This is a genomic window from Mesorhizobium sp. B2-4-3 (assembly GCF_006442815.1).
In the GTDB taxonomy this organism is placed as follows: Bacteria; Pseudomonadota; Alphaproteobacteria; order Rhizobiales; family Rhizobiaceae; genus Mesorhizobium.
In genome coordinates this window covers 49,580-74,243 of sequence record NZ_VFVL01000006.1, presented here as the reverse complement: position 1 = coordinate 74,243, position 24,664 = coordinate 49,580, and the positions used below count along the sequence as shown (strand labels likewise).

At 61.9% G+C, this 24,664-nt stretch carries 25 protein-coding genes and 1 pseudogene; 10 read left to right on the top strand and 16 right to left on the bottom strand.

The window, feature by feature from the left end:
* Positions 1-17 precede the first annotated feature (17 nt).
* The 3 genes from FJ956_RS08740 (at position 18) to FJ956_RS08725 (ending at position 1,745) form a co-directional block, all read left to right on the top strand.
* Entirely contained in the window at positions 18-680 is a 663-nt protein-coding gene (locus tag FJ956_RS08740; protein ID WP_140674899.1) for a TetR/AcrR family transcriptional regulator, read from the top strand.
* Between the two features lie 128 nt (positions 681-808).
* Positions 809-1,252 (top strand): hypothetical protein, encoded by a 444-nt coding sequence (locus tag FJ956_RS08735; RefSeq protein WP_181170136.1) that lies wholly within the window; start codon positions 809-811, stop codon positions 1,250-1,252.
* Between the two features lie 160 nt (positions 1,253-1,412).
* On the top strand, positions 1,413-1,745 hold the full coding sequence (locus FJ956_RS08725) for a cytochrome c (protein ID WP_246672026.1): 333 nt from the start codon (positions 1,413-1,415) through the stop codon (positions 1,743-1,745).
* A gap of 77 nt (positions 1,746-1,822) precedes the next feature.
* Here the strand turns inward: FJ956_RS08725 and arcC are convergent, their stop codons facing one another.
* From arcC to FJ956_RS08670, 10 genes and pseudogenes are all read right to left on the bottom strand, one after another.
* The gene (gene arcC / locus FJ956_RS08720) at positions 1,823-2,725 is read right to left on the bottom strand and encodes a carbamate kinase (protein ID WP_140674896.1); all 903 of its coding nucleotides are present in this window, start codon (positions 2,723-2,725) and stop codon (positions 1,823-1,825) included.
* 1 nt (position 2,726) lies between these two features.
* Positions 2,727-3,728: an ornithine carbamoyltransferase gene (gene argF / locus FJ956_RS08715; protein WP_140674893.1), complete on the bottom strand. Its 1,002-nt coding sequence runs from the start codon at positions 3,726-3,728 to the stop codon at positions 2,727-2,729.
* An 11-nt stretch (positions 3,729-3,739) separates the two neighbouring features.
* On the bottom strand, positions 3,740-4,954 hold the full coding sequence (locus tag FJ956_RS08710) for an arginine deiminase (RefSeq protein WP_140674890.1): 1,215 nt from the start codon (positions 4,952-4,954) through the stop codon (positions 3,740-3,742).
* Between the two features lie 10 nt (positions 4,955-4,964).
* Positions 4,965-6,431, bottom strand: coding sequence for an arginine-ornithine antiporter (gene arcD, locus FJ956_RS08705; RefSeq protein ID WP_140674886.1), 1,467 nt, complete (start codon positions 6,429-6,431; stop codon positions 4,965-4,967).
* A 142-nt stretch (positions 6,432-6,573) separates the two neighbouring features.
* Positions 6,574-7,023, bottom strand: a pseudogene (locus tag FJ956_RS08700) (pyridoxamine 5'-phosphate oxidase family protein).
* An 11-nt stretch (positions 7,024-7,034) separates the two neighbouring features.
* A complete protein-coding gene (locus FJ956_RS08695; protein WP_140674883.1) occupies positions 7,035-7,748 on the bottom strand; it encodes a phosphoribosyltransferase in 714 nt (237 codons plus the stop codon).
* A 3-nt stretch (positions 7,749-7,751) separates the two neighbouring features.
* Entirely contained in the window at positions 7,752-8,180 is a 429-nt protein-coding gene (locus FJ956_RS08690) for a DUF2267 domain-containing protein (RefSeq protein WP_140674880.1), read from the bottom strand.
* Between the two features lie 82 nt (positions 8,181-8,262).
* Positions 8,263-9,540 carry a 5-aminolevulinate synthase gene (gene hemA, locus FJ956_RS08685; protein WP_140781956.1) on the bottom strand — a complete coding sequence of 426 codons (1,278 nt, stop codon included), beginning with the start codon at positions 9,538-9,540 and terminating at the stop codon, positions 8,263-8,265.
* Between the two features lie 618 nt (positions 9,541-10,158).
* The gene (gene fixJ, locus FJ956_RS08675) at positions 10,159-10,782 is read right to left on the bottom strand and encodes a response regulator FixJ (RefSeq protein ID WP_140679356.1); all 624 of its coding nucleotides are present in this window, start codon (positions 10,780-10,782) and stop codon (positions 10,159-10,161) included.
* On the bottom strand, positions 10,772-12,259 hold the full coding sequence (locus FJ956_RS08670; protein ID WP_281405615.1) for a PAS domain-containing sensor histidine kinase: 1,488 nt from the start codon (positions 12,257-12,259) through the stop codon (positions 10,772-10,774). Before FJ956_RS08670 ends, fixJ begins: the two co-directional genes overlap by 11 nt.
* A 260-nt stretch (positions 12,260-12,519) precedes the next feature.
* Here FJ956_RS08670 and FJ956_RS08665 point away from each other — a divergent pair, with 260 nt between their 5' ends.
* A complete protein-coding gene (locus FJ956_RS08665) occupies positions 12,520-13,329 on the top strand; it encodes a universal stress protein (RefSeq protein WP_140679358.1) in 810 nt (269 codons plus the stop codon).
* Between the two features lie 9 nt (positions 13,330-13,338).
* Complete coding sequence (mgtA, locus tag FJ956_RS08660) at positions 13,339-16,011, top strand: magnesium-translocating P-type ATPase (RefSeq protein ID WP_140679360.1); 2,673 nt, start codon at positions 13,339-13,341, stop codon at positions 16,009-16,011.
* A 51-nt stretch (positions 16,012-16,062) separates the two neighbouring features.
* Here mgtA and FJ956_RS08655 read toward each other — a convergent pair whose 3' ends face one another.
* The gene (locus FJ956_RS08655) at positions 16,063-16,530 is read right to left on the bottom strand and encodes a DUF2231 domain-containing protein (protein WP_140679363.1); all 468 of its coding nucleotides are present in this window, start codon (positions 16,528-16,530) and stop codon (positions 16,063-16,065) included.
* 57 nt (positions 16,531-16,587) lie between these two features.
* On the bottom strand, positions 16,588-16,839 hold the full coding sequence (locus FJ956_RS08650; protein WP_140679366.1) for a hypothetical protein: 252 nt from the start codon (positions 16,837-16,839) through the stop codon (positions 16,588-16,590).
* A gap of 127 nt (positions 16,840-16,966) precedes the next feature.
* Between FJ956_RS08650 and FJ956_RS08645 the strand changes: the two genes are divergently transcribed.
* The 3 genes from FJ956_RS08645 to FJ956_RS08635 are packed head-to-tail and all read left to right on the top strand — an operon-like array spanning position 16,967 to position 19,298.
* A complete protein-coding gene (locus FJ956_RS08645; protein WP_140679369.1) occupies positions 16,967-17,296 on the top strand; it encodes a PepSY domain-containing protein in 330 nt (109 codons plus the stop codon).
* Positions 17,293-17,958, top strand: coding sequence for a response regulator transcription factor (locus FJ956_RS08640; RefSeq protein WP_140679371.1), 666 nt, complete (start codon positions 17,293-17,295; stop codon positions 17,956-17,958). The genes FJ956_RS08645 and FJ956_RS08640 overlap by 4 nt, the downstream gene beginning before the upstream one ends.
* On the top strand, positions 17,958-19,298 hold the full coding sequence (locus FJ956_RS08635; RefSeq protein WP_140679373.1) for a HAMP domain-containing sensor histidine kinase: 1,341 nt from the start codon (positions 17,958-17,960) through the stop codon (positions 19,296-19,298). Before FJ956_RS08640 ends, FJ956_RS08635 begins: the two co-directional genes overlap by 1 nt.
* Before the next feature lie 7 nt (positions 19,299-19,305).
* Here FJ956_RS08635 and FJ956_RS08630 read toward each other — a convergent pair whose 3' ends face one another.
* Genes FJ956_RS08630 through FJ956_RS08620 form a run of 3 tightly spaced genes read right to left on the bottom strand, consistent with a single transcriptional unit; the run spans position 19,306 to position 22,344 of the window.
* Positions 19,306-20,817, bottom strand: a complete 1,512-nt coding sequence (locus FJ956_RS08630) for an RnfABCDGE type electron transport complex subunit D (RefSeq protein WP_140679375.1) — start codon at positions 20,815-20,817, stop codon at positions 19,306-19,308.
* Positions 20,814-21,533 carry an FAD:protein FMN transferase gene (locus tag FJ956_RS08625; RefSeq protein WP_246681607.1) on the bottom strand — a complete coding sequence of 240 codons (720 nt, stop codon included), beginning with the start codon at positions 21,531-21,533 and terminating at the stop codon, positions 20,814-20,816. Before FJ956_RS08625 ends, FJ956_RS08630 begins: the two co-directional genes overlap by 4 nt.
* 25 nt (positions 21,534-21,558) lie before the next feature.
* Complete coding sequence (locus tag FJ956_RS08620) at positions 21,559-22,344, bottom strand: FMN-binding protein (RefSeq protein ID WP_140679380.1); 786 nt, start codon at positions 22,342-22,344, stop codon at positions 21,559-21,561.
* Between the two features lie 249 nt (positions 22,345-22,593).
* Here FJ956_RS08620 and FJ956_RS08615 point away from each other — a divergent pair, with 249 nt between their 5' ends.
* Both FJ956_RS08615 and FJ956_RS08610 read left to right on the top strand, forming a co-directional pair.
* On the top strand, positions 22,594-23,289 hold the full coding sequence (locus FJ956_RS08615) for a VIT family protein (RefSeq protein WP_140679564.1): 696 nt from the start codon (positions 22,594-22,596) through the stop codon (positions 23,287-23,289).
* A gap of 127 nt (positions 23,290-23,416) precedes the next feature.
* Positions 23,417-23,677, top strand: a complete 261-nt coding sequence (locus FJ956_RS08610; protein WP_140679382.1) for a DUF6455 family protein — start codon at positions 23,417-23,419, stop codon at positions 23,675-23,677.
* Positions 23,678-23,903: 226 nt separating this feature from the next.
* Here the strand turns inward: FJ956_RS08610 and FJ956_RS08605 are convergent, their stop codons facing one another.
* Positions 23,904-24,605: a CBS domain-containing protein gene (locus FJ956_RS08605; RefSeq protein ID WP_140679384.1), complete on the bottom strand. Its 702-nt coding sequence runs from the start codon at positions 24,603-24,605 to the stop codon at positions 23,904-23,906.
* Positions 24,606-24,664 lie beyond the last annotated feature (59 nt).

The window sequence follows — 24,664 nt, the reverse complement described above, 5'->3', positions numbered from 1 at the left end:
AACTTGGCCAGCCCGCTATGTTCTCCGATTCCAATGCTGATGAAGTCGTGCGGCGGTCCGGTCTGATCGGCAACACCAAGGTGACGCGCGAGGACTGGATGAACCTCGCGCTGGAGACGTTGATCTCCGAGGGCGTGGAGGCGGTGCGCGTGCTGGCGCTCGGGCAGAAGCTCAACGTCTCCCGTTCCAGTTTCTACTGGTACTTCAAGAGCCGCCAGGACCTGCTCGACCAATTGCTGGATTACTGGCGCAACAACAACACGCGTTTCATCGTCGAGCAGGCCGGGCGGCCGGCCGCGTCGATCACGCAGGCAGTGCTCAATGTCTTCGAGTGCTGGCTGGACGAATCGCTCTTCAATCCGCGGCTGGATTTCGCCGTGCGCGCCTGGTCGCGCCAGTCAGCCGACGTGCACCGGGTCGTGAACGAGGAGGACGACGCGCGCGTCGAAGCCATCCGGGCGATGTTTTCACGGCATGGCTACGAAGCCACGGAAGCGTTCGTGCGGGCACGCGTGCTCTACTTCACGCAGATCGGCTACTACTCGCTCGAGATCGTCGAGCCGGTAAGCAACCGTCTGTTTCTGACGCCGGCCTACCTGCTCACGCATACGGGCGAAGCTCCTCGCGAAGGAGAGGTGGAGGCCTTCGCCAAAAAGATGCTGCCGAGACGTCGTGGCTGATCGCCACCGCGATCGCGTCAGCTGTCGCCCGGCGATAATCGCTCGCTGGCGGCAGGCCGACATGCACGAACAATGGTCAGGAGCAGCTCTGTCGACTATATAGGCGTTTTCAGCCTGATCGTCGTTCCGTGATCCATGCCGTCCGTCTGCAAGCCACAATCGAACTTATGCATGAAGTCGATAGTGTTCCGCGTCCCGCGGATGCCGTCGTCTCGGCCTGGTTTCGTGCCCGACGCTATATCGGCGACAAGGCCCATGGTCAGATTCTAGAGTTGCTCTATGCGCTTCTGCGGCATCAAGGACGGCTTGGCTGGTGGCTGGTCAAGCATGGGCGCGAGGATATGCCCCGCACCCGGCTGCTCGCATGGCTCACGCTGAAGGAAGGCAAGACGCCCGATCAGATCAAACGCTTGTTCAATGGGGCGAAATTCGCGCCTGCCATCCTGATGGATCATGAGCACGCGCTGACCCGCCGATATCAACTCGACATCAGCCGATTGAGCCAGACCTCATCCAACAGAGAACGTGTCACGCCGCCGAACACCCATCCCCGCACGCGGCTGTGTCCGTAGGCGCCCGATACAACCAAGTCCGCCTTGACCGAGGCAAGGAAATCAATGAGGCGGTTGCCGTCATCATCGTGCGTCTTGATGACCCAATGCGACGATCGAAGACATGCGGGCAGCCACGCTCGCTCCTTAAACTGATGCGATCAAGCAGGACCTGTTGATCATGCGATCCCGCCCAGCGCTTTCGATCCCACTATTGGTGCTCGCGCTCGGCTTTGCATCGTCGGCCTGTGTTGGCGAAGACTCGCAGATTGCTTATGGAAAAGGACTGGTCGAGAAAAACTGTGCTCGCCGTCACGCGGTCGGTCCGGGCGGCGAGAGCGCCCATCCGGATGCGCCGCCGTTCCGATTGCTGCACCTGCGGTACCCGATCGAAGATCTTCAGGAAGCTCTGGCCGAGGGAATGTCGACCGGACATCCGGACATGCCCGAGTTCGTGGCTTCTCCCGAGCAGATCTTCGCGATCATCGGCTATATCCAAAGCCTGGGCCGATGATGTCGGTCTATCGCAACCTCATCCACGAGCCGGCCGCTCATTGCGGGTAGGCGTGACACCGCACTATGATGCCAAGGCTAAGGCTCGAACCAGGTGCCCTTACGCCGCTTGACGATCTCCGTCGCGTCCTCTAGTCGGCCGATCGCCGCGGAATTGCCCGTCGCCTGGACGAACTCGGTCGCGGCACTGATCTTGGGTCCCATCGAGCCGGCGGGGAAATCCTTCCCAGAAAGCTCCGTTGCTCCGACATTGCGCAGCGCGCGGGCATCCGGCGTGCCGTAGCCCGCATAGACTGCATCCACATCCGTGAGCATCAAGAGCATGTCGGCCTTCAGCTGGCGCGCCAGCAGCGAGCTGGCGAGGTCCTTGTCGATGACGGCTTCGACGCCAGTCAGACTACCGTCCTCAAGCGCGACAACCGGGACACCGCCTCCGCCACCGCAGATGACGACGACATTGCGGTCCAAAAGAAATGAAATGACGGATGCCTCCAGAATCTCGATAGGCCGAGGCGAGGCGACAACGCGGCGCCACTTGTCGCCGTCGGGCGCGATTGCCCAACCTCTCTTCGCTGTCAATTGCCGCGCGGTCTCTTCATCATAGACTGGGCCTATTGGCTTCGTCGGCTGTGCAAAGGCCGGGTCGAGCGGGTCGACCTTCGCCTGGGTCAGCAATGTCGCGAAGAGCCTTGAGCCGATAAGGTTGCGAAGCTCCTGCTCGATCACGTAACCGATCATCCCGGCACTTTCGGCGCCGAGCACATCCAGCGGAAATGCGCTGCCATTCATTGCGGCGGCCTGAAGCGCCAGCAGACCGACCTGCGGGCCGTTGCCATGCGTGATCACGAGCGAATGGCCCTCGCCAACCAGCGCGGCCAGGGCGGACGCGGCGCGCTTGGCGTTGTTGCGCTGGTTTTCGGCGGTCATGGGTTCGCCGCGCCGCAGCAGCGCGTTCCCGCCGAGCGCTGCGACGATCAGCATGTCAGTTGCCGATCGTTGCGACGAGCAGCGCCTTGATCGTGTGCATGCGGTTCTCCGCCTGGTCGAACACGATCGAGGCGCCGGACTCGAACACCTCGTCGGTCACCTCCAGGCAATCGATGCCGAATTCGCGCGCGATATAGGCGCCGACCTCGGTATCGGTGTCGTGGAATGCCGGCAGGCAGTGCATGAATTTCACATGCGGATTGCCGCTGGCCGCCATCACTTCTTTCGTCACCCGATAGGGCGTCAGGAGACGGATGCGCTCCGGCCAGCCGGACTTGTCCTCGCCCATCGACATCCAGACGTCGGTGTAGATGAAATCGGCATCCTGGACACAGCTCTTAGCGTCTTGATCGAGCCGGAAGCGGCCCCCGCTGCGCTCCGCGAGTCCCTTGACATGGTTGCAGAATTCTTGGTCTGGCCACAGCTCCTTCGGCGATGCGATGCGCATGTCCATGCCGACCTTGGCGGCTCCCAATGCCAGCGACTGGGCGACATTGTCGCGTCCCTCGCCGACGAAAGCGACGGTCATGTCCGATAGATGCTTGTGCTTGAACTCGCGCATCGTCATGAAATCGGCGAGGATCTGCGTCGGGTGCGCTTCATCCGTCAGTCCATTATAGACGGGCACGCCGGCGTGCGCCGCCAGCATTTCGGCCTGGTGCTGTGCAAAGCCGCGATATTCGATCGCGTCATACATCCGCCCGAGCACGCGCGCGGTGTCCTTCATGGACTCCTTGTGCCCGATATGGCTGCCGGAAGGACCGAAATAGGTGACATGGGCGCCCTGATCATAGGCTGCCACCTCGAAGCCGGTCCGTGTGCGTGTCGAATCCTTTTCGAAGATGAGGGCGATGTTCTTGCGAACCAGGCGCGGTATCTCATGACCCGCCTGCTTGGCGGCCTTCAGATCGGCGGCCAACTTCAGAAGGAAGCGAATCTCTTCGGCCGAAAGGTCGTCCAGCGAAAGCACCGAGCGGCCATGCAGGTTGATCGACATTGGATGTCCTTTCAGATCGGGTCGCGTGCGACGGGACAGGTCATGCAATGACCGCCGCCGCGGCCACGGCTAAGCTCGGCGCCCTCGACGGTGATCACCTCGATACCCGCGCGCCTCAGGAGGGTGTTGGTGTAGACATTGCGGTCGTAGCCGACGACGACGCCCGGCTCGACCGCGACGACGTTGTTGCCGTCGTCCCATTGCTCGCGCTCCGCCTCGTAGCGGTCGCCGCCCGTGGCGATGATCCGCAGCGATTTCAGGCCGAGCGCTTCCGCAATGACCTTTGTAAAGGGCACGTTCTCTTCCCTGACGTCGACTGCCGCGTCGCCGTCTCCGGGCCGGATCGAGAAGGTGCGCAGCCTGTCGACCACGGGCGGATACATGGTGGCAAGGTCCCGGTCGCAGAAGGTGAAGACGGTGTCGAGATGCATGAAGGAGCGGTCGCGCGGCATCAGCGCCGCGATCACATGCGTGGCTTCGCCGACTGCGAACAGGCTGCGGGCGAGATCGCCGACCGCTTGCGGCGTGGTGCGCTCTCCCATCCCGACGAGAACGACGCCCCCGCCGACGGGCATGACATCGCCGCCTTCCAGGCTGATACCTGTTCCTGCCTGGGGCGATACGAACGGAATGCCACTTTCATGGAAATGCGGATGAAAGCGATAGACCGCCTCGACGTTGGCGGCCTCCGGTCGCCTGGCAGGCCAGTACATGGCATTCACGGAGACGGAGCGATAAATCCAGCAGGAGCTGTCGCGGGTGAAGAGTTGGTTCGGCAATGGCGGCAGGACGAAGTCCTGGGGCGCGAGCGTTCTTCCAGTCAAACCCTTGGGTTCGAACGGCAGCTCCGCGCGGGCGATGCCCCCGATGAGACAGGTTGCCAGCAGGCCGGCCGACATTTCCTTCAGCCACCCTCGCATCTCGTCGACCATGTCAAGGCCAACCACGCCGGCGTGCACCCGGCGATCGAGGAGCCAGTCGCGGGCCTTGCCGATCCCCATGGTCTCGGCGAGGAGCTCGCCGAACGAATGAACCACCACGCCGCGCTCACGCAACGCATCAACAAAGACGTCGTGCTCCTGGCGCGCCCGCTTTACCCACAACACGTCGTCGAACAGCAGCGACTTGCAGTTGTCCGGCGTCAGCCTGCGCAGGCTGAGATCCGGCCTGTGGACCATCACCTCACGCAGGCGACCGACTTCCGAATGAACCCCCAGATTTGCCATAGGACGGCTCTCAAAGCGCACTGACGGCGCCGGTCCACATCTCGTAGACGGCAAGGATTGCGACGGCGACGAGCGCGACCGCGATGATGGCCTCCACTGGGTGGAAGGCGCGCTGATTGGCCTCGCGGCGGGCCCAGACGTAGAAGATGATGCCCGGTGCATAGAGGATCGCGCACATGAACAGATACGCAGGGCCCGCCGCATAGACGAGCCACAGCCCGTAGATCGTTGCCAGCACGCCAGCGAAGAGCGGGCCGGAACGCCGCTCGCCGCTCTCGTAGCTCTCCCCGGTCAAAGCAAGCTTCGCGGCAAAGGCGCCCGAGAAGATGTAGGGGACGAGAATTGCCGCCGAGGCGATATAGAAAAGCGCCTGGTAGGTGCTCTGGGCAAAGAGTGTGATCACCAGGAAGGCCTGGACAAGCAGGTTGGTGATGAGCAGGGAGGTTGAGGGGACGCCGCGTTCGCTCTCGTGGCCGAAGAACTTCGGCATCGTCCCGTCCTTGCCGGCGACATGCGGGATTTCGGCTGCAAGCAGGGTCCAACTGAGGAAGGCGCCGACGACCGAGACGACGAGCGCAAGATTGATGAGCACGGCGCCCCAAGGCCCGACAACCGCCTCCAGCACGCCTGCCATGGATGGGTTCTTCAGGGCGGCGAGTTCGGGTTGGCTCAGAATGCCGAGCGAAAGCAGCGACACCAGCGCATAGAGCGCGAGGCACGTGAAGAAGCCGAGCACTGTCGCGGTGGCGATATCCTTGCGGCGCTCCGCGCGCGCGGAGAACACGCTGGCGCCCTCGATGCCGATGAAGACCCACAGCGTCACCAGCATCGTGCTCTTCACCTGAGCGGCGATCGAACCGAGGGAAGCTTTGCCGAGCCCCGTAAAGTCGAGAGACCAGACATTGAGCTTGAAGGCGACCGCGACAACGCCGACAAACAGGACCACCGGAGCAATCTTGGCCATGGTCACGATGGTGTTGACGATCGCAGCCTGGCGAATGCCTCCAAGAACGAGGAAATGAATGATCCACAAAAGGATCGATGCGCCGAGCACGGCCTGCCACGTGTTCCCATCACCGAAGGCGGGGAAGAAATAGGACAACGCACTGAAGACGATTACGGCGTAGGACACATTGCCGACCCATGCGCTGATCCAATAGCCCCAGGCGCTGTTGAAGCCGATGAAGGGGCCGAAGCCGGCTTTGGCATAAGCGTAGGGGCCGGCGTCGAGTTCGGGCCGGCGCACCGCCAGCGACTGGTAGACGAATACCAGCGCGAGCATGCCGGCGGCCGTGACCGTCCAGCCGATCAGGATGGCTAGCGGGCCAGCGCCGGCCGCCATATTCTGGGGCAGGCTGAACACACCCGAGCCTACCATCGAGCCGATGACGAGTGCCGTAAGCGATCCCAGCCTTAATTTCGTCGATGCTGTGGTGACGGCTTCCCGGATAGGGACATTGATGTCTGTTGTGGCCATAGGGCCCTCCCACCTTTGGAGTGATGGGCGCATTCAACCGCAAAGTGAGGTCGGCGGCCTTGACGCTGGTCAAATCCAGCTCGTTGCGGGGGACTGTTCAGCGCGGACAAGCTCGTATGGAGTGCTGCTCCGATCTGAAGGGTTAGCCCTCGAACGCCTCGCGGCCCGAAATTTCCATGATGAAGATGCTGAAGAATACATGAGGAAGGTGCTCCGCGTCTGAGGATGCGGTCGGCTTGAGCGCGCCTGGTTCCCACCAGTCGGCGTGCTTGCTCAGCAGCGACCATGCATGATCGAGCTGCACCTAGTGTCCGGTCCGATCGGGAAGTTCCTCATAACGGCCGTCGACGACGACGCTTTTCCAACCTCGGGTGGCGCTGTGTTCGTCGATCTGCACCGACACAAGCGGATTGATGCGCATCCAGTCGATCTTCTTGCCCACCATCGAAAATGCATAGAGGCGATTGTCTGCGTAGGCATAGTAGAACGGCACGATGTAAGGTTGCCCGTCCCTCGCACAGGCCAGGCGGCCGACTCGATTGGCCATCAGCAGCTTCGTGCATTCCAAGGTGGAAAGGGTGCGGATCTGCATCGCCGAAACTCCTAGGTGCCGGCCTCATGCCGCGATTTGCTTGCGGCGTTTGTGCCGGAGCGTGTTCTTTCGACAGCATTGCGGCGATCCTCGCGAGCCAGCGCCATCATATCGAGCACCTCGCTGTCGGAGAGCTGTGGAAAGTTGCCATAATAATAGCTGAGCGCCCGGAAACGGGCAGGCTGGTTGAGACAGACCGTCAAATCCGCTTCCTGCGCGAGTTCGTCCACGGTCTCCGGCGGCGCTACGGGCAGCGCGACGATGATCCTTTGTGGGGAACGTCGCTTCAGCGCCCGGATGGCCACCTTCATCGTCGTTCCGGTCGCCGCGCCGTCGTCTACGATAACAACAGTCTTACCGGCGACCGGCAGTGGTGGACCTTTGCCACGATATGCGGCTCGGCGCCGCTCCAATTCGGGGCGTTCCTGCGCGACCAGAACGCGAAGGGCGCCGTCACCGAGAGCGTAGGCCTCCACGATCTCACGGTTAAGAACGACGTCGGGCGGGTCTCCGTCCACGATGGCGGCTACAGCCAGTTCCGGATTGCCCGGCGCCCCGACCTTCCTAACAATCACCAGATCCAGCGGTGCCCTCAGGGCCTTGGCAATCTCGGCAGCGACGGGAACGCCACCGCGTGGCAAGGCGAGTATAATTGGATCCTGCAGCTGGAGGCGCTCCAGCGAGGCACCAAGCTTTTGCCCCGCGTCTTGGCGGTCGCGAAACATCGGTCATCCTTCCGGCCAGAGTTGGCGCAGCGACTTCTTCATCGAGTTTCGGACCTGGATGATCTCGCCGTGGGAGATATGCCGGTCGAGGAGCCGGAACACCGCTCCGATAGCCTTATCGACGTCGATCTCCGGCTCGTAGCCGAAGCTGTCGCGGACGCAGATGACGAAGCCGCGCTTCTTGTGCTCGCACGCAGGTCCGGCGGGATTCCACCCTTCGAAGTAGATGCCTCGGATCAACGTCGGCAACTGAGCAGGTAAATCGGCCATTTCCTCGGGCGAGAGCCAGTCGCGCAAAGCATGCAACACTGATTTCAATAACCGAAATGCGCTCTGTTCGTTCCAATCCAAATCCCTGGCGAGTTCGTTCACCCATTGCTGCGCCTGCTCGGCGGCATGGATAAGGGACGTGTGCGAAACAGAGTGTGTCATCTTCGCGATCCTTCAATCTGTTTTTATTTTCGCGCGCTGGAACCTTCGTGCATTGCGTCGGATCAAGTTTTACGCCTTGGACCTAGCCGCCTGCGTTGCTCGCCAGCAGCGGAATGATCCGATCGGTCTTGGCGACAGCGGGACGGCCGGAGCTGGCATAGGGAATGCCCAGCGCATCCCAAGTCTCGACCAGCGCATCCTGCAATTCGGCGATCAGCGCGTCCGAATGGAACGGCGTCGGCGTGATGCGCAGCCGCTCGGTGCCGCGCGGCACGGTCGGATAGTTGATCGGCTGGATGTAGATGCCGTGCACGCCGAGCAGGCGGTCGCTGGCCATCTTGCAAAGCTCGGGGTCGCCGACCAGCACCGGCACGATATGGGTGGCCGATTCCATCACCGGCAAGCCGGCGGCGGCAAGCACCTGCTTGGTGCGCGTCGCCTGGCGCTGCTGCGCGTCGCGCTCGGCCTGCGAGCGTTTGAGGTGGCGGATAGAGGCGGTGGTGGCGGCGGCGATGGCCGGCGGCAGCGCGGTGGTGAAGATGAAGCCCGGCGCATAGGAACGCACGGCGTCGATGACAGCGCTGGTGCCGGTGATATAGCCGCCCAGCGTGCCGAAGGCCTTGGCCAGCGTGCCCTGGATGATGTCGATGCGGTCGGCCAGGCCTTCGCGCTCGGTGATGCCGCCGCCGCGCGGTCCGTACATGCCCACGGCATGGACCTCGTCGATATAGGTCATGGCGTTGTAGCGCTCGGCGAGCTCGACGATCTCTCTGATCGGCGCGATGTCGCCGTCCATCGAATAGACGCTTTCGAAGACGATCAGCTTGGCGCGTTCGCGGCCCGCCGCCTGCAGCAGGCTTTCCAGATGCGCGACGTCGTTGTGGCGGAAGATCTTCTTTTCCGCGCCCGAGCGCCGCACGCCTTCGATCATCGAGGCATGGTTGAGCTCGTCCGAGATGATCAGGCAGTTGGGCAAGAGCCGGGCGATCGTCGAGATCGAGGCCTCGTTGGAGACGAAGCCGGAGGTGAAGACAAGGGCTGCTTCCTTGTCGTGCAGGTCGGCGAGCTCATGCTCGAGCTCGACCAGCGGGTTGGAGGTGCCGGAGATGTTGCGGGTGCCGCCGGCGCCCGAACCCATCTTGCCGGCCGCGTTCTGGAAGGCCGCGATGACATCCTCGTTCTGGCCCATGCCGAGATAGTCGTTGGAGCACCATACAGTGATTTCCTGGGCGCGGCCGTTGGAACGCCAGATGGCACGCGGGAACTTGCCCACCATGCGCTCCAGGTCGGCGAAAACGCGGTAGCGACGCTCGGCGTGGAGCTGGTCGATCGCATCTTCGAAGAACCGCTGGTAATTCATGATGAACTCCTGTTCGGGATGCCTTGGCCGGTCGCGGTCGGCCTTATCCTCAGGGTCACCATACTCGGTTTGCGAGCGTCGACTTTGAGCCATATCAATTCGCAACTCCAACTCGATTAAAGCGATAAAGCGAAAGTCATCGAGTGTTTGCTGGGTCTTGAAGGGCGGCATTCCTCCACGAATCTACCTGCCCGCCCAAACGGAGACGCAAGCTGAGTTTCTTGGGTGGGATGTGTCCGCGTTGGTCTGGTTGGGGCGGACTTTTATGCTCCATCTGAAATTCGGCCAAAGGTAGCCGGCTTGGTCCGAAATCACTTCGAAAACTGATTCAAATCAAAGCGCGGGGCGACGTCTCGATTCACGGTGATTGGATGTGGAATCCAATAGCAAGCGCACCGTTTGGCCGAAGCCTCGAACTAGCCGTTTTGGACGAGGATGGCCTGCACGCGCTTGTTTTTCCTTGTGAAAAGGGCCGGGAAGGATGGGTGGATGTCGCTACGCGCGTTCGTGTCGACATCAGGCCGACCCACTGGCGAGACTGGAATCCAAAAGAGCGGCGGGCCAGCTTGTTGCGAGACCTGTCCTGACGGTTGCCTCAAAGCGCGATGGTGTCGGGAATCAAATATCGCCTTGGTGTTTGGGTTCGGCGATCAACGCCATGCGTACCAGGTGCGAGAGACTGCCCGCACCCATCTTGCTCATGACATTGGCACGATGGATTTCAACCGTTCGCGGGCTGATCCCGAGATCGTAGGCAATCGTCTTGTTCGGCAAACCGGAGACGAGCCCGTCCAGCACTTGGCGCTCACGTTCCGAAAGGGCGGCAAGGTTCTTCCGGATCTCGGTTGATTGCGGGTGTGCGGCGATGGGCTGACTGCGGTGGCTCAGGGCCGAACGCAACGAATCGATGAGAACCTGGTCATCGAACGGCTTTTCGATGAAGTCGGCGGCGCCTTCCTTCATCGCCTGGACGGCAAGCGCGACATCGGCGTGCCCCGTCATTACAATCACCGGCACGCTCAACCCGCGGGATCTCAGTTGCCGCAGGAACTCGATGCCGTCGATACCGGGCATGCGCACATCGGTGACAATGCAGCCCTCGACCTCCTTCGGCTCTGTCGCCAAAAATGCGGTCGCCGACTCATAGAGGCGCACGGCAAAGTCGGCCGTCGCCAGAAGAAAGCCTAGCGATTTGCGGACATCGACATCATCGTCGACCACATGCACGACATCACTGGCCACTGTCGACCTCTTCCTTTTCTACCGAGCGCAGAGTGAAGCGGAAGGCGGTCCCGCCGCCGGGCATCGACTCCGCCCAGATATGGCCACCGTGCGCCTCCACGATAGTGCGACAAATAGACAGTCCCACGCCCATTCCCTGCTTCTTCGTGGTAACGAAGGGCTGGAAGAGTTGGGCTGAAACCTCCGGCGCCAACCCCGACCCGGTATCGATCACGCCAACCTCTGCCATCCCGTCATGCCGGGCGGTGGTAGAGACACGCAGCTCACGGCGCGGCGCGCCCTGCATGGCCTCCACGGCGTTTCTCATAAGATTGAGGAGCACCTGTTCGATCTGAATTCGATCAGTCAGAACAAGCTCGGCCGCTGGGTCGAGATCGTATGTGACGCGGACATCGGCCTCCCGCGCACCGACCAGAGCGAGGGATGAGGCGTCCTCGATAAGGGCTGGCAGGCGTTCGACCTGGCGCTCGCTTTCTCCCCTGGCAACGAAGTCCCTGAGACGACGAATGACGTCGCCAGCGCGTAAGGCCTGCTCCGCGGCTTTCTCGACAGCCTCTCGCAACATAGTCGCGTTCTCGTCGTTGCTTTTCTCGAGCAGACGGCGGCTGCCTTTGAGATAGTTGGTGATGGCTGTCAGCGGTTGGTTGATCTCATGCGCCAATGTCGAGGCCATTTCGCCGAGCGCGGTGAAGCGTGCCATGTGGAGCAGCTCCTGCTGCTGCTCCTGCATCCTGGCTTCGGTTCTGTGGCGCTCGGTCAGGTCGCGGCAGAAGCCGGTGAAGAAGCGGCCCGTTCCCGGATGCATTTCGCCGACGGCGAGTTCCATCGGAAAGGTTGATCCGTCCTTGCGCTTCCCGGTCACCGTGCGCCCGAGCCCTATGATGCGGCGCTCTCCCGTGGTCAGGTAACGCTGCATGTAGGTGTCATGCTCTTCCCGATACGGCGAGGGCATCAGCAATTTGACGTTTTGACCGATGACTTCGCTGGCCTTGTAGCCAAACAATGTCTCGGCCGCCGTGCTGAAGGATTGGATATTGGCGGTTTCGTCGATGACAATCATCGCATCGGGCACTGTCGCCAGGATCGAACGAAGATGGTCCTCGCGCAGTTGCAGCGCGGCGTTGGCAAAGGACAGCTCGCTGACGTCCGTGCCTTGAACGAATATCGCCGTGATCCGTCCGTCCTTTGCTCTAATGGGCTGATAGACGAAGTCGAGGATGCGTTCTTCCGCAACGCCCGTTTCGACGTCGCGATAGACGACCTTGACGCTTCGGCCCACATAGGGTTCGCCAGTCTCGTAGACGCGGTCCAGCAATTCGAAGAAACCTTGGCCTTCGAGATCGGGAAAGGCTTCACGCACCGATCTGCCAATGATTTTTCGCTGGCCGACCATTTGCTTGTAGGCGGCATTCGCCAGCTCGAACACGTGCCCGGGCTCTCTGAGCAGCGTCATGAAACCCGGTGCCTGCTCGAACATGAATGCAAGCAACTCATGTTCCGGCAAATCGTCACCTCGCGACGAGCTGCCCGGCGAGGCGACCGCTTCGGCGAAGATTTCGGCGGAAGCTGGGTTCTTCTGGGTCACATCCATTCTGCATCAGGAACACTGGCGATCGCTGGTTTAGCATCCGTGCAGGCGTTCGCAAACATGGAGCTACCGGAGTTTGATCAGCATCAAGGTTATGCAACTCGCGGAATGGCACTCATCAACCGATCATCATCTCCTGAAGGTGCCGCATGTCCTACAAAACGATCGTCGTCAACTTGGCCGTTGATGCAGACCCAGGACCTATCGTGAAGCTCGCGGCAGAAATGGCGCATCGCTTCGACGCTCACCTCGTCGGCTTCGCTGCCGCGGACGTTCCGCCCTTGGTGGCCACGGGTGAAGGCCTGGTCTACGAAGGCGAGGTCATGCAGGTCAAACGGCAGGCGATCGAGAAACGCCTTGCCGAACTGCGCGACATTTTCGAAGGCCTCGTCCCACACTCCACCAGCAGCGAATGGAAACAATATATTTGCGGTCCAACTCGCGCTCTGGGGCTGGTAGCCCGTTCAGCCGATCTCATCGTGACCGCCGATGGCGGCGACGATGTCTTCCGTGCCCTCGATATAGGAAGCCTGGTGCTCGGGGCCGGTAGGCCCGTACTGGTTGCCGCGGGTAATGCGGAACACCTGGTTGGGAAAACCGTCCTGGTCGCTTGGAAGGACAGCCGGGAAGCAAGACGAGCCTTGTCCGATTCCTTGCCGCTACTTGCCAAGGCCAAAGAGGTCGTAGTCGCCACAATCGAAGCAGCTTCGGATAAGGACGTTCGAGACAGCCTCGCCGACGTCGCGGTGTTTCTGGAGCAGCATGGCATCATGGCGCGTACGGAAGTGGTCGCCGGTACCGCCGACGGCGAGGGACTCCTTGCGTTTTCTCGCTCGGTCCACGCCGACCTGATCGTTTCCGGGGCATACGGTCACAGCCGGCTCAGGGAATGGGCTTTTGGCGGCATCACACGCTCGCTGATTGGCGAGAATGGCATCAGCCGCCTGTTTTCGAATTGACTTTGCACCATGGCGACCAGAACGACAGATAGCCCGGACCGGCTGGAGGGCGTTCCACGTGAGAGGCGGCCGGTCAGCCGCTTTTCCGGCCATGTCGAGCCTGCATACTGGTCGCTCGAAACGGGGGAGCTGGTCGGCCAACTGGAGACCTCCACTTCCGGCTTGCTGAGCGTCGATGCGGCAATCCGGCTGGCTAGCTTCGGTCGCAATGCACTGGCGCCTCGGTCCGGTGGATCGGCGATGAGCGTATTCGCGTGCCAGTTTCGCAGCCCGTTGGTCCTGATCCTGGTATTTGCCGCCGCCGTTTCGGTGTTCGTCGGGGAGGGTCATGAAGCCGCAATCATCGGCGTGATTGTGCTTGCCAGCTGCGTCCTCAGCTTCACTCAGGAGTATGGCGCTTCGCGAGCGATGGAGGCGCTGCAGAACCGAATCTCCCGCAAGGTGACCGTGCTTCGGGACAGCTTCGAACGCACCGTCGATGTCGAGGAGATCGTTCCCGGCGACGTTGTCTGCCTGTCGGCTGGCGATCTCATCCCTGTCGACGGCGTCATCCTGGAGTCGCGGGATTTCAACGTCAGCGAATCCGTTCTGACCGGCGAAACTTTTCCCGTCGTGAAGTCCGCCGGCCGCTCCGCGCCCGAAGCCGGCATCGCGCAGCGTACAAATGCCATCTTCACCGGCACCTCGGTTCGCAGTGGAACTGCAAAGGTGCTGGCAGTCGCCACGGGGGCGCAGACCGAATTCGCATCGATCGCCGAAGCATTGGAGCGACGGATACCCGAGACCGAGTTTGCTCGCGGCATCAGGATGTTCGGATACCTGATGACCGAGATCATGCTTGTGATCGTCATCCTGGTGTTCTTCGCCAATGTGATGCTCAACCGGCCCTTCATCGAATCCTTGTTGTTTTCACTGGCGTTGGCGGTTGGTCTGACGCCCGAACTGCTTCCGGCGATCATCAGTGTGACCTTGGCCCGGGGCGCCCGCACGATGGCCGCCGGCGGTGTCATCGTGCGCCGTCTCGATGCGATCGAGAATCTCGGCAGCATGGACCTGCTGTGCACCGACAAGACCGGGACGCTGACGGAGGGCGTCATTCACCTCGACGGCTCATTCGACATCGAAGGCAATAGTTCGACCGACGTGCTGCTTTTCGCCCGTCTCAACGCGACTTTGCAGACGGGCCTGAAGAATCCTCTCGACGAGGCGATTGCGAGCGTACCGCATGGAGAGGACGATTTGTCTGGGTTCACCAAGATCGACGAGATCCCCTACGATTTTGTTCGCAAGCGCTTGTCGGTCGCAGTCCAGGACAGCAAGAGCGAACAGTTCCTTATCACCAAGGGAGCCGTGCAGAACGTCCTCGATGCTTGCGGCTTCGTGCAAGGTTCGCATGGCTCGACACCCCTCGGCGCGACGGAACGCGAGGCGATCGACGAACGATTCAGACGCTGGAGCGCGCAAGGCTATCGGGTTCTCGGCCTGGCGATCCGGCGATTTCAGAGCAAGGCGGGCTTCAGCCGTGACGACGAGACTGAAATGGCGTTCGCGGGGTTCCTGCTGTTTCTCGATCCGCCAAAGGAGGGGGTGCGGGAGACATTGTCGGCGCTTGCCGACCGAGGCATCGGCGTAAAGGTGATTTCCGGCGACAACCGCTATGTCGCGGCGCATCTGGCCGAGGCCGTGGGCCTGCGGGCCGATAGGATCATGACCGGCGAGGATCTATCGAAGCTGACGAAGAACGGGCTTCTGGCCGGCGTCCGCAATACCGATCTCTTCGTCGAGATCGACCCGAACCAGAAAGAGCGCATTGTCGAGGCATTGCGCCGGAGCGGCCATGTGGTCGGCTATCTGGGCGATGGCATAAACGACGCGCCTGCGCTTCATGAGGCAGACATCGGCATTTCAGTCGATACGGCCGTCGATGTGGCGCGCGAAGCCGCGGACATCATCTTGCTCAAGCGCGACCTGAGCGTGTTGGTGAGGGGCGTCGACGATGGCCGCAAAACCTTCGCCAACACGATGAAGTACATCTCCATCACGACCAGTGCCAATTTCGGCAACATGATCAGCATGGCCGCCGCCTCGCTTTACCTGCCGTTCCTGCCGCTGCTGGCCAAGCAGATCCTGCTGAACAATTTCCTCTCCGACATTCCGGCTCTCGCGATTGCGGGTGACAATGTCGATGTCGATCAGGTGCGCCGTCCGCGTCACTGGGACATCCATTCCGTGCGACGTTTCATGGTGAGTTTCGGACTGGTGAGCTCGCTCTTCGACTTTGCAACCTTCGCGTACCTCCTTCTGGCCGTTCATGCCACTGCAGCTACATTCCAGACCGCGTGGTTCGTGGAATCCGTCCTCACCGAACTCGCTATCGTGCTCGTCGTGCGGACCCGCAGGAGACTCTGGCGCAGCCGTCCGAGTCTCTTGCTTGCTGGCTTGGCCGTCGGCGTCGGTGTTGTCGCCATCGCGATCCCTTTCGCCCCGTTTGCCGGCTGGTTCGGATTTGTGCCTCTGGCAACACCGGTACTGGCAGGGCTGCTCGCGATCACTGCGCTCTACGTGCTGGTATCCGAGCTTACAAAGAGCTGGCTTTTCGACCACGGCAGCCGAGCCAGGTCCGGCCGAAAAACTGCGGCCTCAAATCCGCACCGGGTCGCGCCAATCCGCACCCTGGGCTGAGCCGGAGGATGCGGTTCGATGCGTGGCGGTTCAAGGACCAAGATTGCGACGTCAGCCGCCGACGGCGGCCTTGGCAACGTTCACGCCAAGGTCGTAGACCAGCTGCCCGCCATAATAGGCTGTTACCGTGACCAGGGCCGCGCCGGCGATTTCAATGGCGGGTATGGCTGGCCCCAGCGTCTTCAGTTCGCGGTTGCGTACCCACAGCGCGAGGCGGAGGAGACCCCAGCCCAGGAAGGCCAGGGCGCTGACCTCACCCAAGCCCTCGTGGATTTCGGCTATCTGGCTGCTGAACCCCGTCGCCTCGGCATGGTCGAGGGCGATGCCGCCAAAGAACCAGGTGCCGACGGCAAACATTCCCGCGGCTGCCGCCGCAAAACTGGAAATAGTGCCCACGCCCGTGCGTGTCGTAACGGCGTTGCGGTTTGCGAGCGCGGCGAGGTCGATGACCACGAGCGTGTACATCAGCACAATAGGAAAATGCACGAGAATAGGGTGGATATGCTGGATTTCAGGCATTGCGAGTATTCTCCAGGGAGGTTGAGGCTATTGGTGGATCAGGCTCTTGATCGCTTGTTAGTCGTCGCTATCGCCAAATCCTTCGTCACCACGTTCGCTGGACCTGTCGCCGTCACATTCGTCGTCGCCGACGCTTTTGACCGCCTTGGGACCGGTGGAACTCATCATTGGGATGGCCTCGAGGTGGATTGTCACGGGAGCCGTGGCGGATGCGGCCGCGCATGATCCATGGTCGGATTCCGCGGCGGCGGGTATGACAAAGGCGGCCAGACCTCCGAGGGCGACAATTAGGACAGGAAGATTGCGCATGGTTTCAGATCCTTCTCTGCGCGCCCGTCATCGGGCACGGCGGCCCTTGATAGGGACGTGGTCCTTGCCGCCGGCTGACGATGATTGACAGCGGTTTGACAGCTTCGGCATGCGACAGCTCTCTTCGATGAAAATCGTGTTGATGCGCCTGGCCGTTCTAGGGATCGCCGCACTTGTGCTGGCCACGCCCTGGGCCGCCGCCAGGGCGCAGGATGACGACGATGACCATGACCGGGCGCGCGACCTTTATGAGCGCGGCGAAATCGAAGGCCTCGCCGATATCATGGCCATTGTCCGCGCCAAGGCTCCCGGTGAGATCGTTGCGGTCGATCTCATACGGGCAGGGAGCAAGTGGGTCTATCGGTTCCAGGTGATCGCTGCCGACGGACGCCGCAGGACCGTTGATGTCGATGCCGGCGCCGGCGGCGTCTTGAGCAGCGAAGGCGACCGCAAATGAAGATCCTCGTGGCAGAAGACGAACCGCGCATTGCGGCCGATATCGCCGCGGTTTTGAAGGCCTCGGGCATGGCCGTCGACATCGTGAGCGATGGTGAGGCCGCCTGGTTTGCCGGCGACGTCGAGAACTACGATGCGGCGATCCTCGACCTTGGATTGCCGAAGCTCGACGGCCTCACGGTGCTGAAGCGCTGGCGCGCCAACGGACGGCGCTTTCCGGTGCTGATCCTGACCGCGCGGGGGCTGTGGACCGAGCGGGTGGAAGGCATCAACGCCGGCGCCGACGATTACCTTCCGAAGCCTTTTGAAATGGAGGAGCTGCTGGCACGACTGCGCGCCATCCTGCGCCGCTCGAGCGGGCAGGCGGCACCGGTGCTGAAGTCGGGTCCCTTGTCGCTCGACACGCGCCAGATGCGCATCTCGGTTCGCGGCATTCCTATGGCACTTTCGCCGCTTGAGTATCGGCTTCTGGCGTTCCTGATGCATCATGCCGGCCGCGTGGTCGCTCCGACCGAGCTCGCGGAACATCTGTACAGTTCAGACAATGAACGCGACCCGAACACGATCGAAGTCATCGTTGCGCGTCTGCGGCGCAAACTCGGCAGCGATGTGATCGAAACCCGACGCGGCTTCGGATATTTCGTGCCGGACGGGCCTCGCTGATGCGCAATTCGATCCGCTTCAGGCTTTGGTCGGCCGCAGCCATATCGATCGTGATTGCTCTTGCCATCGCCGGCGTCGGCCTGCGCTATCTGTTCGAGCTCAACGTCGAGCGGCGGGTCGTCAGTGAGTTGACCGTCGACCTCAATGAGTTGATCGGCGCGACGAGCTTCGCGGCCGACGGCCGCTTGCTGGTCGCATCGACGCTGGCAGACCAGCGCTTCGCCAGTCCGCTGTCCGGGCACTACTGGCAGGTGGAAGATCTGGCCACGCATAACCTCGTTCGATCGCGCTCGCTATGGGACGCCACGCTTGCCTTGCCTGGCCAGGTATCCAGTGGTGAGCTCCGCAAGGAAGAGCTCAGGGGGCCGGGCGGCGAGCTTACCGTTGCGGTCTTGCGCACGATCACCGACGCCGACGGGCGGGCGTTTCGAGCCGTCGTAGCCGAAGATCATCGCAATGTGGAAGTCTCGGTGGGCGAATATGTCCGTGATCTCGCGCCGGCGCTCTTGGTGCTTGCGCTCGCTCTTATGGGAGCATTCTTCATCCAGATCACCGTCGGTTTGGCGCCGTTGGAAGGCTTGCGGGTCGCCGTCAGAAACGTGATTGCGCAGCGCGCGGCTCGGATCGATGTAGCAGCGCCGAGCGAAGTGCAGCCACTCGCCGACGAAATAAATCGCCTGCTCAATGCTCAGGAGAAAGCCCTCGCGCGCGCCCGCTCGCGCGCCACCGATCTCGCGCACGGCCTCAAGACGCCCCTGCAGGTCCTTTCCGCCGATATTCGGACCTTGCGCAAGAAGGGCGAGACCGAACTTGCCGACGAGATCGAGAAAAGCGCCGGCGCGATTCGCCGCCACGTCGAACGGGAGTTGGCGCGCGCTCGACTGGCGCCCGGCGTTTCCGGCGATGCCGCGTGCCTTGTCCGAGAGGTGACCAACGGCGTGGTTGCCGTCATCAAACGAACGCCGAGGGGCAAGCAACTGTCATTCGCGATCGATGTCGCCGAGGATTTCATGGCGCCGGTCGACGAAGGCGATTTGTCCGAGGTTCTCGGCAATCTGGTGGAGAACGCGACGCGTTTCGCGAGATCCCTGGTTCATGTGAGCGCATCCGCGAGCGCTGGCGAGGTGATCATCAAGGTCGTCGACGATGGGCCGGGCATTCCCGAGGCCGCCCTGCGCGCCGCTTTGTTGCGTGGCGTCCAGCTCGATAGCAAGGGCGGCGGCAGCGGCCTCGGCCTGGCGATCGTTTCGGATATCGTCGAAGCCTATGACGGCCGCCTCGAAATGGCCAACGTCAACTCCGGTCTGGCTGTGACCATTTACCTGCCTCGGCATGGTTGAGCGGCGTTCAGGCGAATCCGGGGAAATAGTCGACTTTGATTCTGGAACGGCGAACCCCCATGGCCAGCAGTTTCCTGCGCAGCGCCTTGACCATGACCTGCGGGCCAGAGATGTAGAAGATGCGTTCGAGGTAGTCGGGCATGGTGAGGCGTACCAGGCGGGCGTCGATATAGCCCGGGTACTGGCCGCGCTCGGCACCCTTGGCTACCGCATGGAACGTCCTTATGCCCAGTTCGCGTCTCGCCAGACCAAGCACGTCTCGATAGGCGATGTCGTCTTGGCTCTCGGTGCCATAGAGAACGACGATGGGTCGCACTTCCTCGCGATCGACGAGAAATTGCAGCATCGAACGGAACGGGGTGATGCCGATGCCGCCCGCCAGGAAAGCGATCTTCGTCTTCGGATCGGATGGCAGCGTGAAATCGCCGGCCAGTTGTGAAGCGTGGATCGTGGCGCCAGGCTTCATGGCGCCCAGCGCCCGCTTGAAGGCGCTCGATTGCGGATAGAACTTTACGCCAAGCCGCACTGATTGCTCCGTAGGCGATGAGGCCACGGTGAAATAACGCCGGTTGCCGCGGTTGTCGGAACGGTCGAGGCTCAGCGTCCACTCAAGATACTGGCCTGCCTGGAAGGCAAGCTTTCGCGACGGTCTGAAGATCAAGTCATAGCTGTCGACGGCGGTTTGCTCGATACGTTCCAAAGTTAGGATGAAGCGTCCTTTCGGACTTACCGAGAAGGCGAAGAGGTTGCCAATCAGGAGCGCAAGCTCGGGGGTGAAATAGAACGAGCCGACATGGATGTTGGGCGCGAACAGGAACCCGACGACGGCTGCAAAGACGATCCGCGGCCAGCGCTGTGCAGGCGCCGTCAATGGCTCGGTCAGCATCACGAAAGCGAAGAACAACAGCGGCGACGAGTTCAGCGTTTCCTTGATGGCGGCGCCATAATGCGCCAGCTCGGTTGTTGCCAGCACGGTCGCCAGGGCCACGACCAGAAATGTCGCGACAAGGTCCAGACGGCGCAGCTTCCGGACGACCAGAATCCCACCGATGAGGACGAAGGGGAGCAGCCATGGATTGCCCCCGACCCACCAGGTGGCCGGCTGGTTCAGCAACAATGCCGACAACGCCACGCCGAGGGCCGCTGGATTGAAAAGGTGTTTTCGACCAACGGCCAGGATGTATTTCGATGAGATCGCCCAAACAGAGGCGAAAGCAACGGCCCCGATGCCCTTCAGGTCGGTGACCGCGACGGGATCGAGGATGAGGGCCAGAATGAGCGCGGTGATGTAGACCGATTCGCTGTTTGCCGGAACCTCGAAGACCAGCGCGAAGGCCTTGTTGGTGATCCAGCAGGCAACGACTGTCAAGGCAGCGGTGAAAGCGAGCGCGAGCGGATCATGCGGCACCAGCTTGACGAAGCAAAAGGCGAAGGCCGTGCCCAGCAGCACCATCAGATAGTAAAGCACCAGCCGATACATGGTCAGGTGATCGAGGAAACGGTCGACTGCCCTGATCATGGTTCGCAAAGGTCTCCGAATCCGCTTGTCGGCGTGGCGCGGCCCTCGACGTCGACCACATACCCCTCCAGCCCGGGAGTCTGCTCGATGAAGGAGATGCCGTCCCGGCCCATGGCGAAGGCGGCGGTGGCGAAGCGATCGGCTTCGAGAACATCGGATCCGACGACGGTCAGGCTGACGATGTCGCTAATAGGGTCGCTGAAGCCGTGAGGATTGTAGATGTGTTGGCCGCGCGCATAGGTGCCGGATGTGGCGACGCCGCGGCCGCGCGGATAGATGACCTTGATGATCTCATTCGTGTTGAAGGGATTGCGGATGCCGATGCTCCAGTCTCCACCGGACGCATTCCTGCCGCAGGACTGAATGTCGCCACCCGCCTCGATGAAGAAATCGCCGAAGCCGGCCCTGCGAACGATATCGATGGCATTGCGGATGGCCCAGCCCTTCACGATCCCGGACGGGTCAAGCGAACCGTCGGCCTTGCTGATGTCGAAATATCCGTTCGTCTCGCTTCTTGTCCGCTCGGCCAGCGCCAGCACTTCCATCATCTCGCCGCTCCAATCCTTGACCGGAACGTCGCCTCGGTTGATGGCGGAAATCTCGCTGTCGGTCCTGTAGGTGCTGAAGCGGCGATCGACTTGCTCGAAATAGTCGAAGACGGAGTCGATCAGCGAGCCGGCGGCGCCACCGACATCGACCGTGATGGGCATTCCCATCAGAATTCGGGTATCGCGCATTGAGTTAGGAAGAAGCCTTCCTCAGGGCGCCGCCGAGCGACTGGATGAAGGCCTTGCTGGTCAGCGTTGCGCCCGAGATGATGTCCACGTCGGCGCTTTGCGCGCTGATCGCTTCGTCGCGCAGCATCGGCAACGCCTGCCGGTTGATGTTGACAGAGGTACGGCGGTCATTGGGGTATCTCAGCACTTTGAGTGCCGTGACGCGGCCACCCTGGATAAGCGCCTGGATCTGGATGATGCCGTAGTAGGCGTCGGCAGAAGGGCCGGTGTAGGCTCCGTCGGTATAGCCATGCGCCGCGAGCTTCATGCCGGTATGGAGGACGCGCGCTTGGGGATAGTCCGGCCGCGGCTGCGGGATGGGAATGTAGACGGCAGGCGTCACCGCAAATGACGGTGTCTGCGGCGGCGCGGCATTTGCTCCCGGGAGCCCCACGCCTGGCTCCGGCGGCGAAGGTGGCGGCTGTGTGACTTCCGGCTGGCTATCGGCAAAGGCGGCCTGCGGTACCGCGGCCGCAATCGTCGCGGGGGTATCCTTCCAGGCCTCGACCGTTGCGCGTGGCGCAGGCGCCCTCGGCAAATCCAACTGGGGGATTATCGGCTGGGTCGCCGCCGGCGCCAGGACCGGATCGGCGGCGGGAAGCGGAGTAACCCGCGGCAACGCAGTCTGCTCTGCCGCATTGGCGGCGCCCTGTGTGTCGGTTAGATCGTTGTCGGGAAGCTTGCCCGCGTGATCCCAGACATAAGCCCCGGACGAGGCGATCACGAAAAGGGACAAGGCGATCTGTTTCATGAGCATTGTTTCCGATTTCGAGCACGCTGCGGCTGAGCCGTTGCGTGCAGGTTGGGAACAATATCTCATGAGCTAGCTGACAACTGGCTGTCAGCGCGCCTTTGGCTTGCGAGAAATGTCCGACCGGCGAACCGGGGGTCGCCATTTGACTTTGATCAAGGCATTTGCTCGGGTCCAGGGGCAGTGAACGGTTGGACTACCGATGTGGACGCAAACCATGACCGAACCGACAATTGTTGCCTTGCTCAAATGAGTCGTCTTCATACCGAAAATCACCTGGTTTCACGCATCGGCTGGTTACGCGCCGCGGTGCTCGGGGCAAACGACGGCATCGTCTCGACCGCCAGCCTGATCATTGGGGTTGCAAGCGCCAATGCCACCACCGCCAGCGTGCTGGTAGCAGGCGTCGCCGGCCTGGTGGCCGGCGCCATGTCGATGGCCGCCGGCGAATATGTATCCGTCAGTTCCCAGGCCGACACCGAGCATGCGGATATCGCGCGTGAACGGAAGGAACTAGCGAGCCAACCCGAGTTCGAGAGGCAGGAGCTTGCCCAGATCTACATCGATCGCGGTGTGGAGCCTCAATTGGCGTTGCAGGTGGCTGACCAGTTGATGGCCAAGGATGCTCTTGGCGCACACGCCCGCGACGAACTTGGTATTTCCGGGGTAACCGCTGCACGACCGATACTGGCTGCGCTGGCTTCGGCGGCGGCGTTTTCAATCGGCGCGATCATGCCGTTGGCGATGGTGCTTCTTTCACCGCCCTCCCAGCTTGTTGCCGTCGTTTCGATCGCGTCGCTGTTGTTCCTGGCCGTGCTCGGCGCAATCGGCGCGAGGGCTGGCGGCGCCAATGCATGGAAGGCGACCATTCGCGTGACCTTTTGGGGAGCGCTGGCAATGGCCCTGACCGCGGGCATTGGGGCAATATTCGGTACCGCCAGCTAGGTTCCCGGGCGGGAAATCGGCCCGTTTGGCGAAGCAATTCCACGAAATGGATAGCGCTCCTTGATTGAGATCAACGTCGCAAGTCGCCTGAGATGGCAATGAATTGTCGTCTGAGGAGTGCGACGACATGAGCTTTCTCGAATATCTGATCGGGGTTGACGCCAGAACTGCCTTGATGGAACGCATGATGCAGAAGATGGGCGTCGACAGGCAGCTGAACGTTGTGGCGGATCATGCAGCCGTCACCAGTCGTGCCGTTGACCGATGCCGGTCCTGCGGCCACCAGGACGAATGTGCCGTGTGGCTCGACGAAACCACGCATGCCGACCATCCGCCGGCCTATTGCCGCAACAGCGACCTGATCGCTCGATTGCAATCCCTCCGCTGATTGAACTTGACGCTGGACGCAACGAGTTGCTTGGCGGGCGGGAAGCGAGCAAGCTCGGAAGGCCACGTGGCGGCTGACTGATGGCGGACAAGGTCGCGGGCGCGGCGCTTGTTGCATTTGCGCTGCTGCATCGACCGTTGGTGATCGCGGCTACGATCTAACGCTCGACAGGAAGCCCTGAGCGCGTCGGGACGAAAATCGACCGATAAAGGCCGACGCACGCTCGTCAGGAGACGAGCACGACCGACAACGGTCCGGCGTAGAAGAGCTTGTCGGTGACTTTCTTGACCCCGGTGACGTTCTCCGCGGCAACGACCGCGGCCTTTCGCTGACGCTCGTCGAAAATGGCGCCATTCAGTTCCACCTCTCCTTTTTTGACGGTGACGCCGATAAGGTCGCCGCCGACGCTCCAGGATTGCTCCCTCAGCTCGGCGAGAATGTTCCTGCGGATGACTTCGTCGTCGACGGTCGCAGCGCCCGATTTGGACAGAGTGCGAAGCAGGATGCGCATCAGATCGGATCGGCTGACGATGCCGACGATCTTCCCCGCGTCAAGGATAGGCACGTTCTTGATGTCGTGGGTCGCCATGAGGTCTACGACCTCGGCGAGCGAGGTGCCAGGCGCTGCCGAGACGACGCCGGTGGTCATAACCTCGCCCACCCGGCGGCCGCTCGAACGAATATACTCGTCAGCGAGCTTGCCTGGACCGACAAGAACCTCCAGCCAGCGAGGCCGCGCCCGTCTGGTGCCGAGCTCGCCTCGGCGCAGGAAATCGCCTTCGCTGATGACGCCGGCCAGCGATCCATCGTCTCCCAGGACCGGCAGGCTGCGGATGTTCCTGGTCAGCATCAGATCGACCGCTTCGGCGACCGAGGCAGAGGCGGTGATCGTGACCACTGGCGTCGTCATGATGTCCCGAGCTTGCATCGAAATCTCCCGCTTTTCGTCAGCCTCTTTTTCGGACACCGGGAGCACCGCTGCCTTGA

Bases quoted from the DNA above. Each gene is read 5' to 3' on its own strand.
- FJ956_RS08655 (WP_140679363.1), bottom strand. From the start codon at position 16,530: ATGCCTGAAATCCAGCATATCCACCCTATTCTCGTGCATTTTCCTATT.
- FJ956_RS08615 (WP_140679564.1), top strand. From the start codon at position 22,594: ATGAGTCGTCTTCATACCGAAAATCACCTGGTTTCACGCATCGGCTGG.
- FJ956_RS08630 (WP_140679375.1), bottom strand. From the start codon at position 20,817: ATGATCAGGGCAGTCGACCGTTTCCTCGATCACCTGACCATGTATCGG.
- FJ956_RS08665 (WP_140679358.1), top strand. From the start codon at position 12,520: ATGTCCTACAAAACGATCGTCGTCAACTTGGCCGTTGATGCAGACCCA.
- FJ956_RS08690 (WP_140674880.1), bottom strand. From the start codon at position 8,180: ATGACACACTCTGTTTCGCACACGTCCCTTATCCATGCCGCCGAGCAG.
- FJ956_RS08605 (WP_140679384.1), bottom strand. From the start codon at position 24,605: ATGCAAGCTCGGGACATCATGACGACGCCAGTGGTCACGATCACCGCC.
- FJ956_RS08725 (WP_246672026.1), top strand. From the start codon at position 1,413: ATGCGATCCCGCCCAGCGCTTTCGATCCCACTATTGGTGCTCGCGCTC.
- arcC (WP_140674896.1), bottom strand. From the start codon at position 2,725: ATGCTGATCGTCGCAGCGCTCGGCGGGAACGCGCTGCTGCGGCGCGGC.
- FJ956_RS08670 (WP_281405615.1), bottom strand. From the start codon at position 12,259: ATGTTCGAGCAGGCACCGGGTTTCATGACGCTGCTCAGAGAGCCCGGG.
- FJ956_RS08620 (WP_140679380.1), bottom strand. From the start codon at position 22,344: ATGAAACAGATCGCCTTGTCCCTTTTCGTGATCGCCTCGTCCGGGGCT.
- FJ956_RS08740 (WP_140674899.1), top strand. From the start codon at position 18: ATGTTCTCCGATTCCAATGCTGATGAAGTCGTGCGGCGGTCCGGTCTG.
- FJ956_RS08610 (WP_140679382.1), top strand. From the start codon at position 23,417: ATGAGCTTTCTCGAATATCTGATCGGGGTTGACGCCAGAACTGCCTTG.
- FJ956_RS08650 (WP_140679366.1), bottom strand. From the start codon at position 16,839: ATGCGCAATCTTCCTGTCCTAATTGTCGCCCTCGGAGGTCTGGCCGCC.
- argF (WP_140674893.1), bottom strand. From the start codon at position 3,728: ATGTCGATCAACCTGCATGGCCGCTCGGTGCTTTCGCTGGACGACCTT.
- FJ956_RS08710 (WP_140674890.1), bottom strand. From the start codon at position 4,954: ATGGCAAATCTGGGGGTTCATTCGGAAGTCGGTCGCCTGCGTGAGGTG.
- FJ956_RS08695 (WP_140674883.1), bottom strand. From the start codon at position 7,748: ATGTTTCGCGACCGCCAAGACGCGGGGCAAAAGCTTGGTGCCTCGCTG.
- FJ956_RS08635 (WP_140679373.1), top strand. From the start codon at position 17,958: ATGCGCAATTCGATCCGCTTCAGGCTTTGGTCGGCCGCAGCCATATCG.
- FJ956_RS08640 (WP_140679371.1), top strand. From the start codon at position 17,293: ATGAAGATCCTCGTGGCAGAAGACGAACCGCGCATTGCGGCCGATATC.
- arcD (WP_140674886.1), bottom strand. From the start codon at position 6,431: ATGGCCACAACAGACATCAATGTCCCTATCCGGGAAGCCGTCACCACA.
- FJ956_RS08645 (WP_140679369.1), top strand. From the start codon at position 16,967: ATGAAAATCGTGTTGATGCGCCTGGCCGTTCTAGGGATCGCCGCACTT.
- hemA (WP_140781956.1), bottom strand. From the start codon at position 9,540: ATGAATTACCAGCGGTTCTTCGAAGATGCGATCGACCAGCTCCACGCC.
- mgtA (WP_140679360.1), top strand. From the start codon at position 13,339: ATGGCGACCAGAACGACAGATAGCCCGGACCGGCTGGAGGGCGTTCCA.
- FJ956_RS08625 (WP_246681607.1), bottom strand. From the start codon at position 21,533: ATGGGAATGCCCATCACGGTCGATGTCGGTGGCGCCGCCGGCTCGCTG.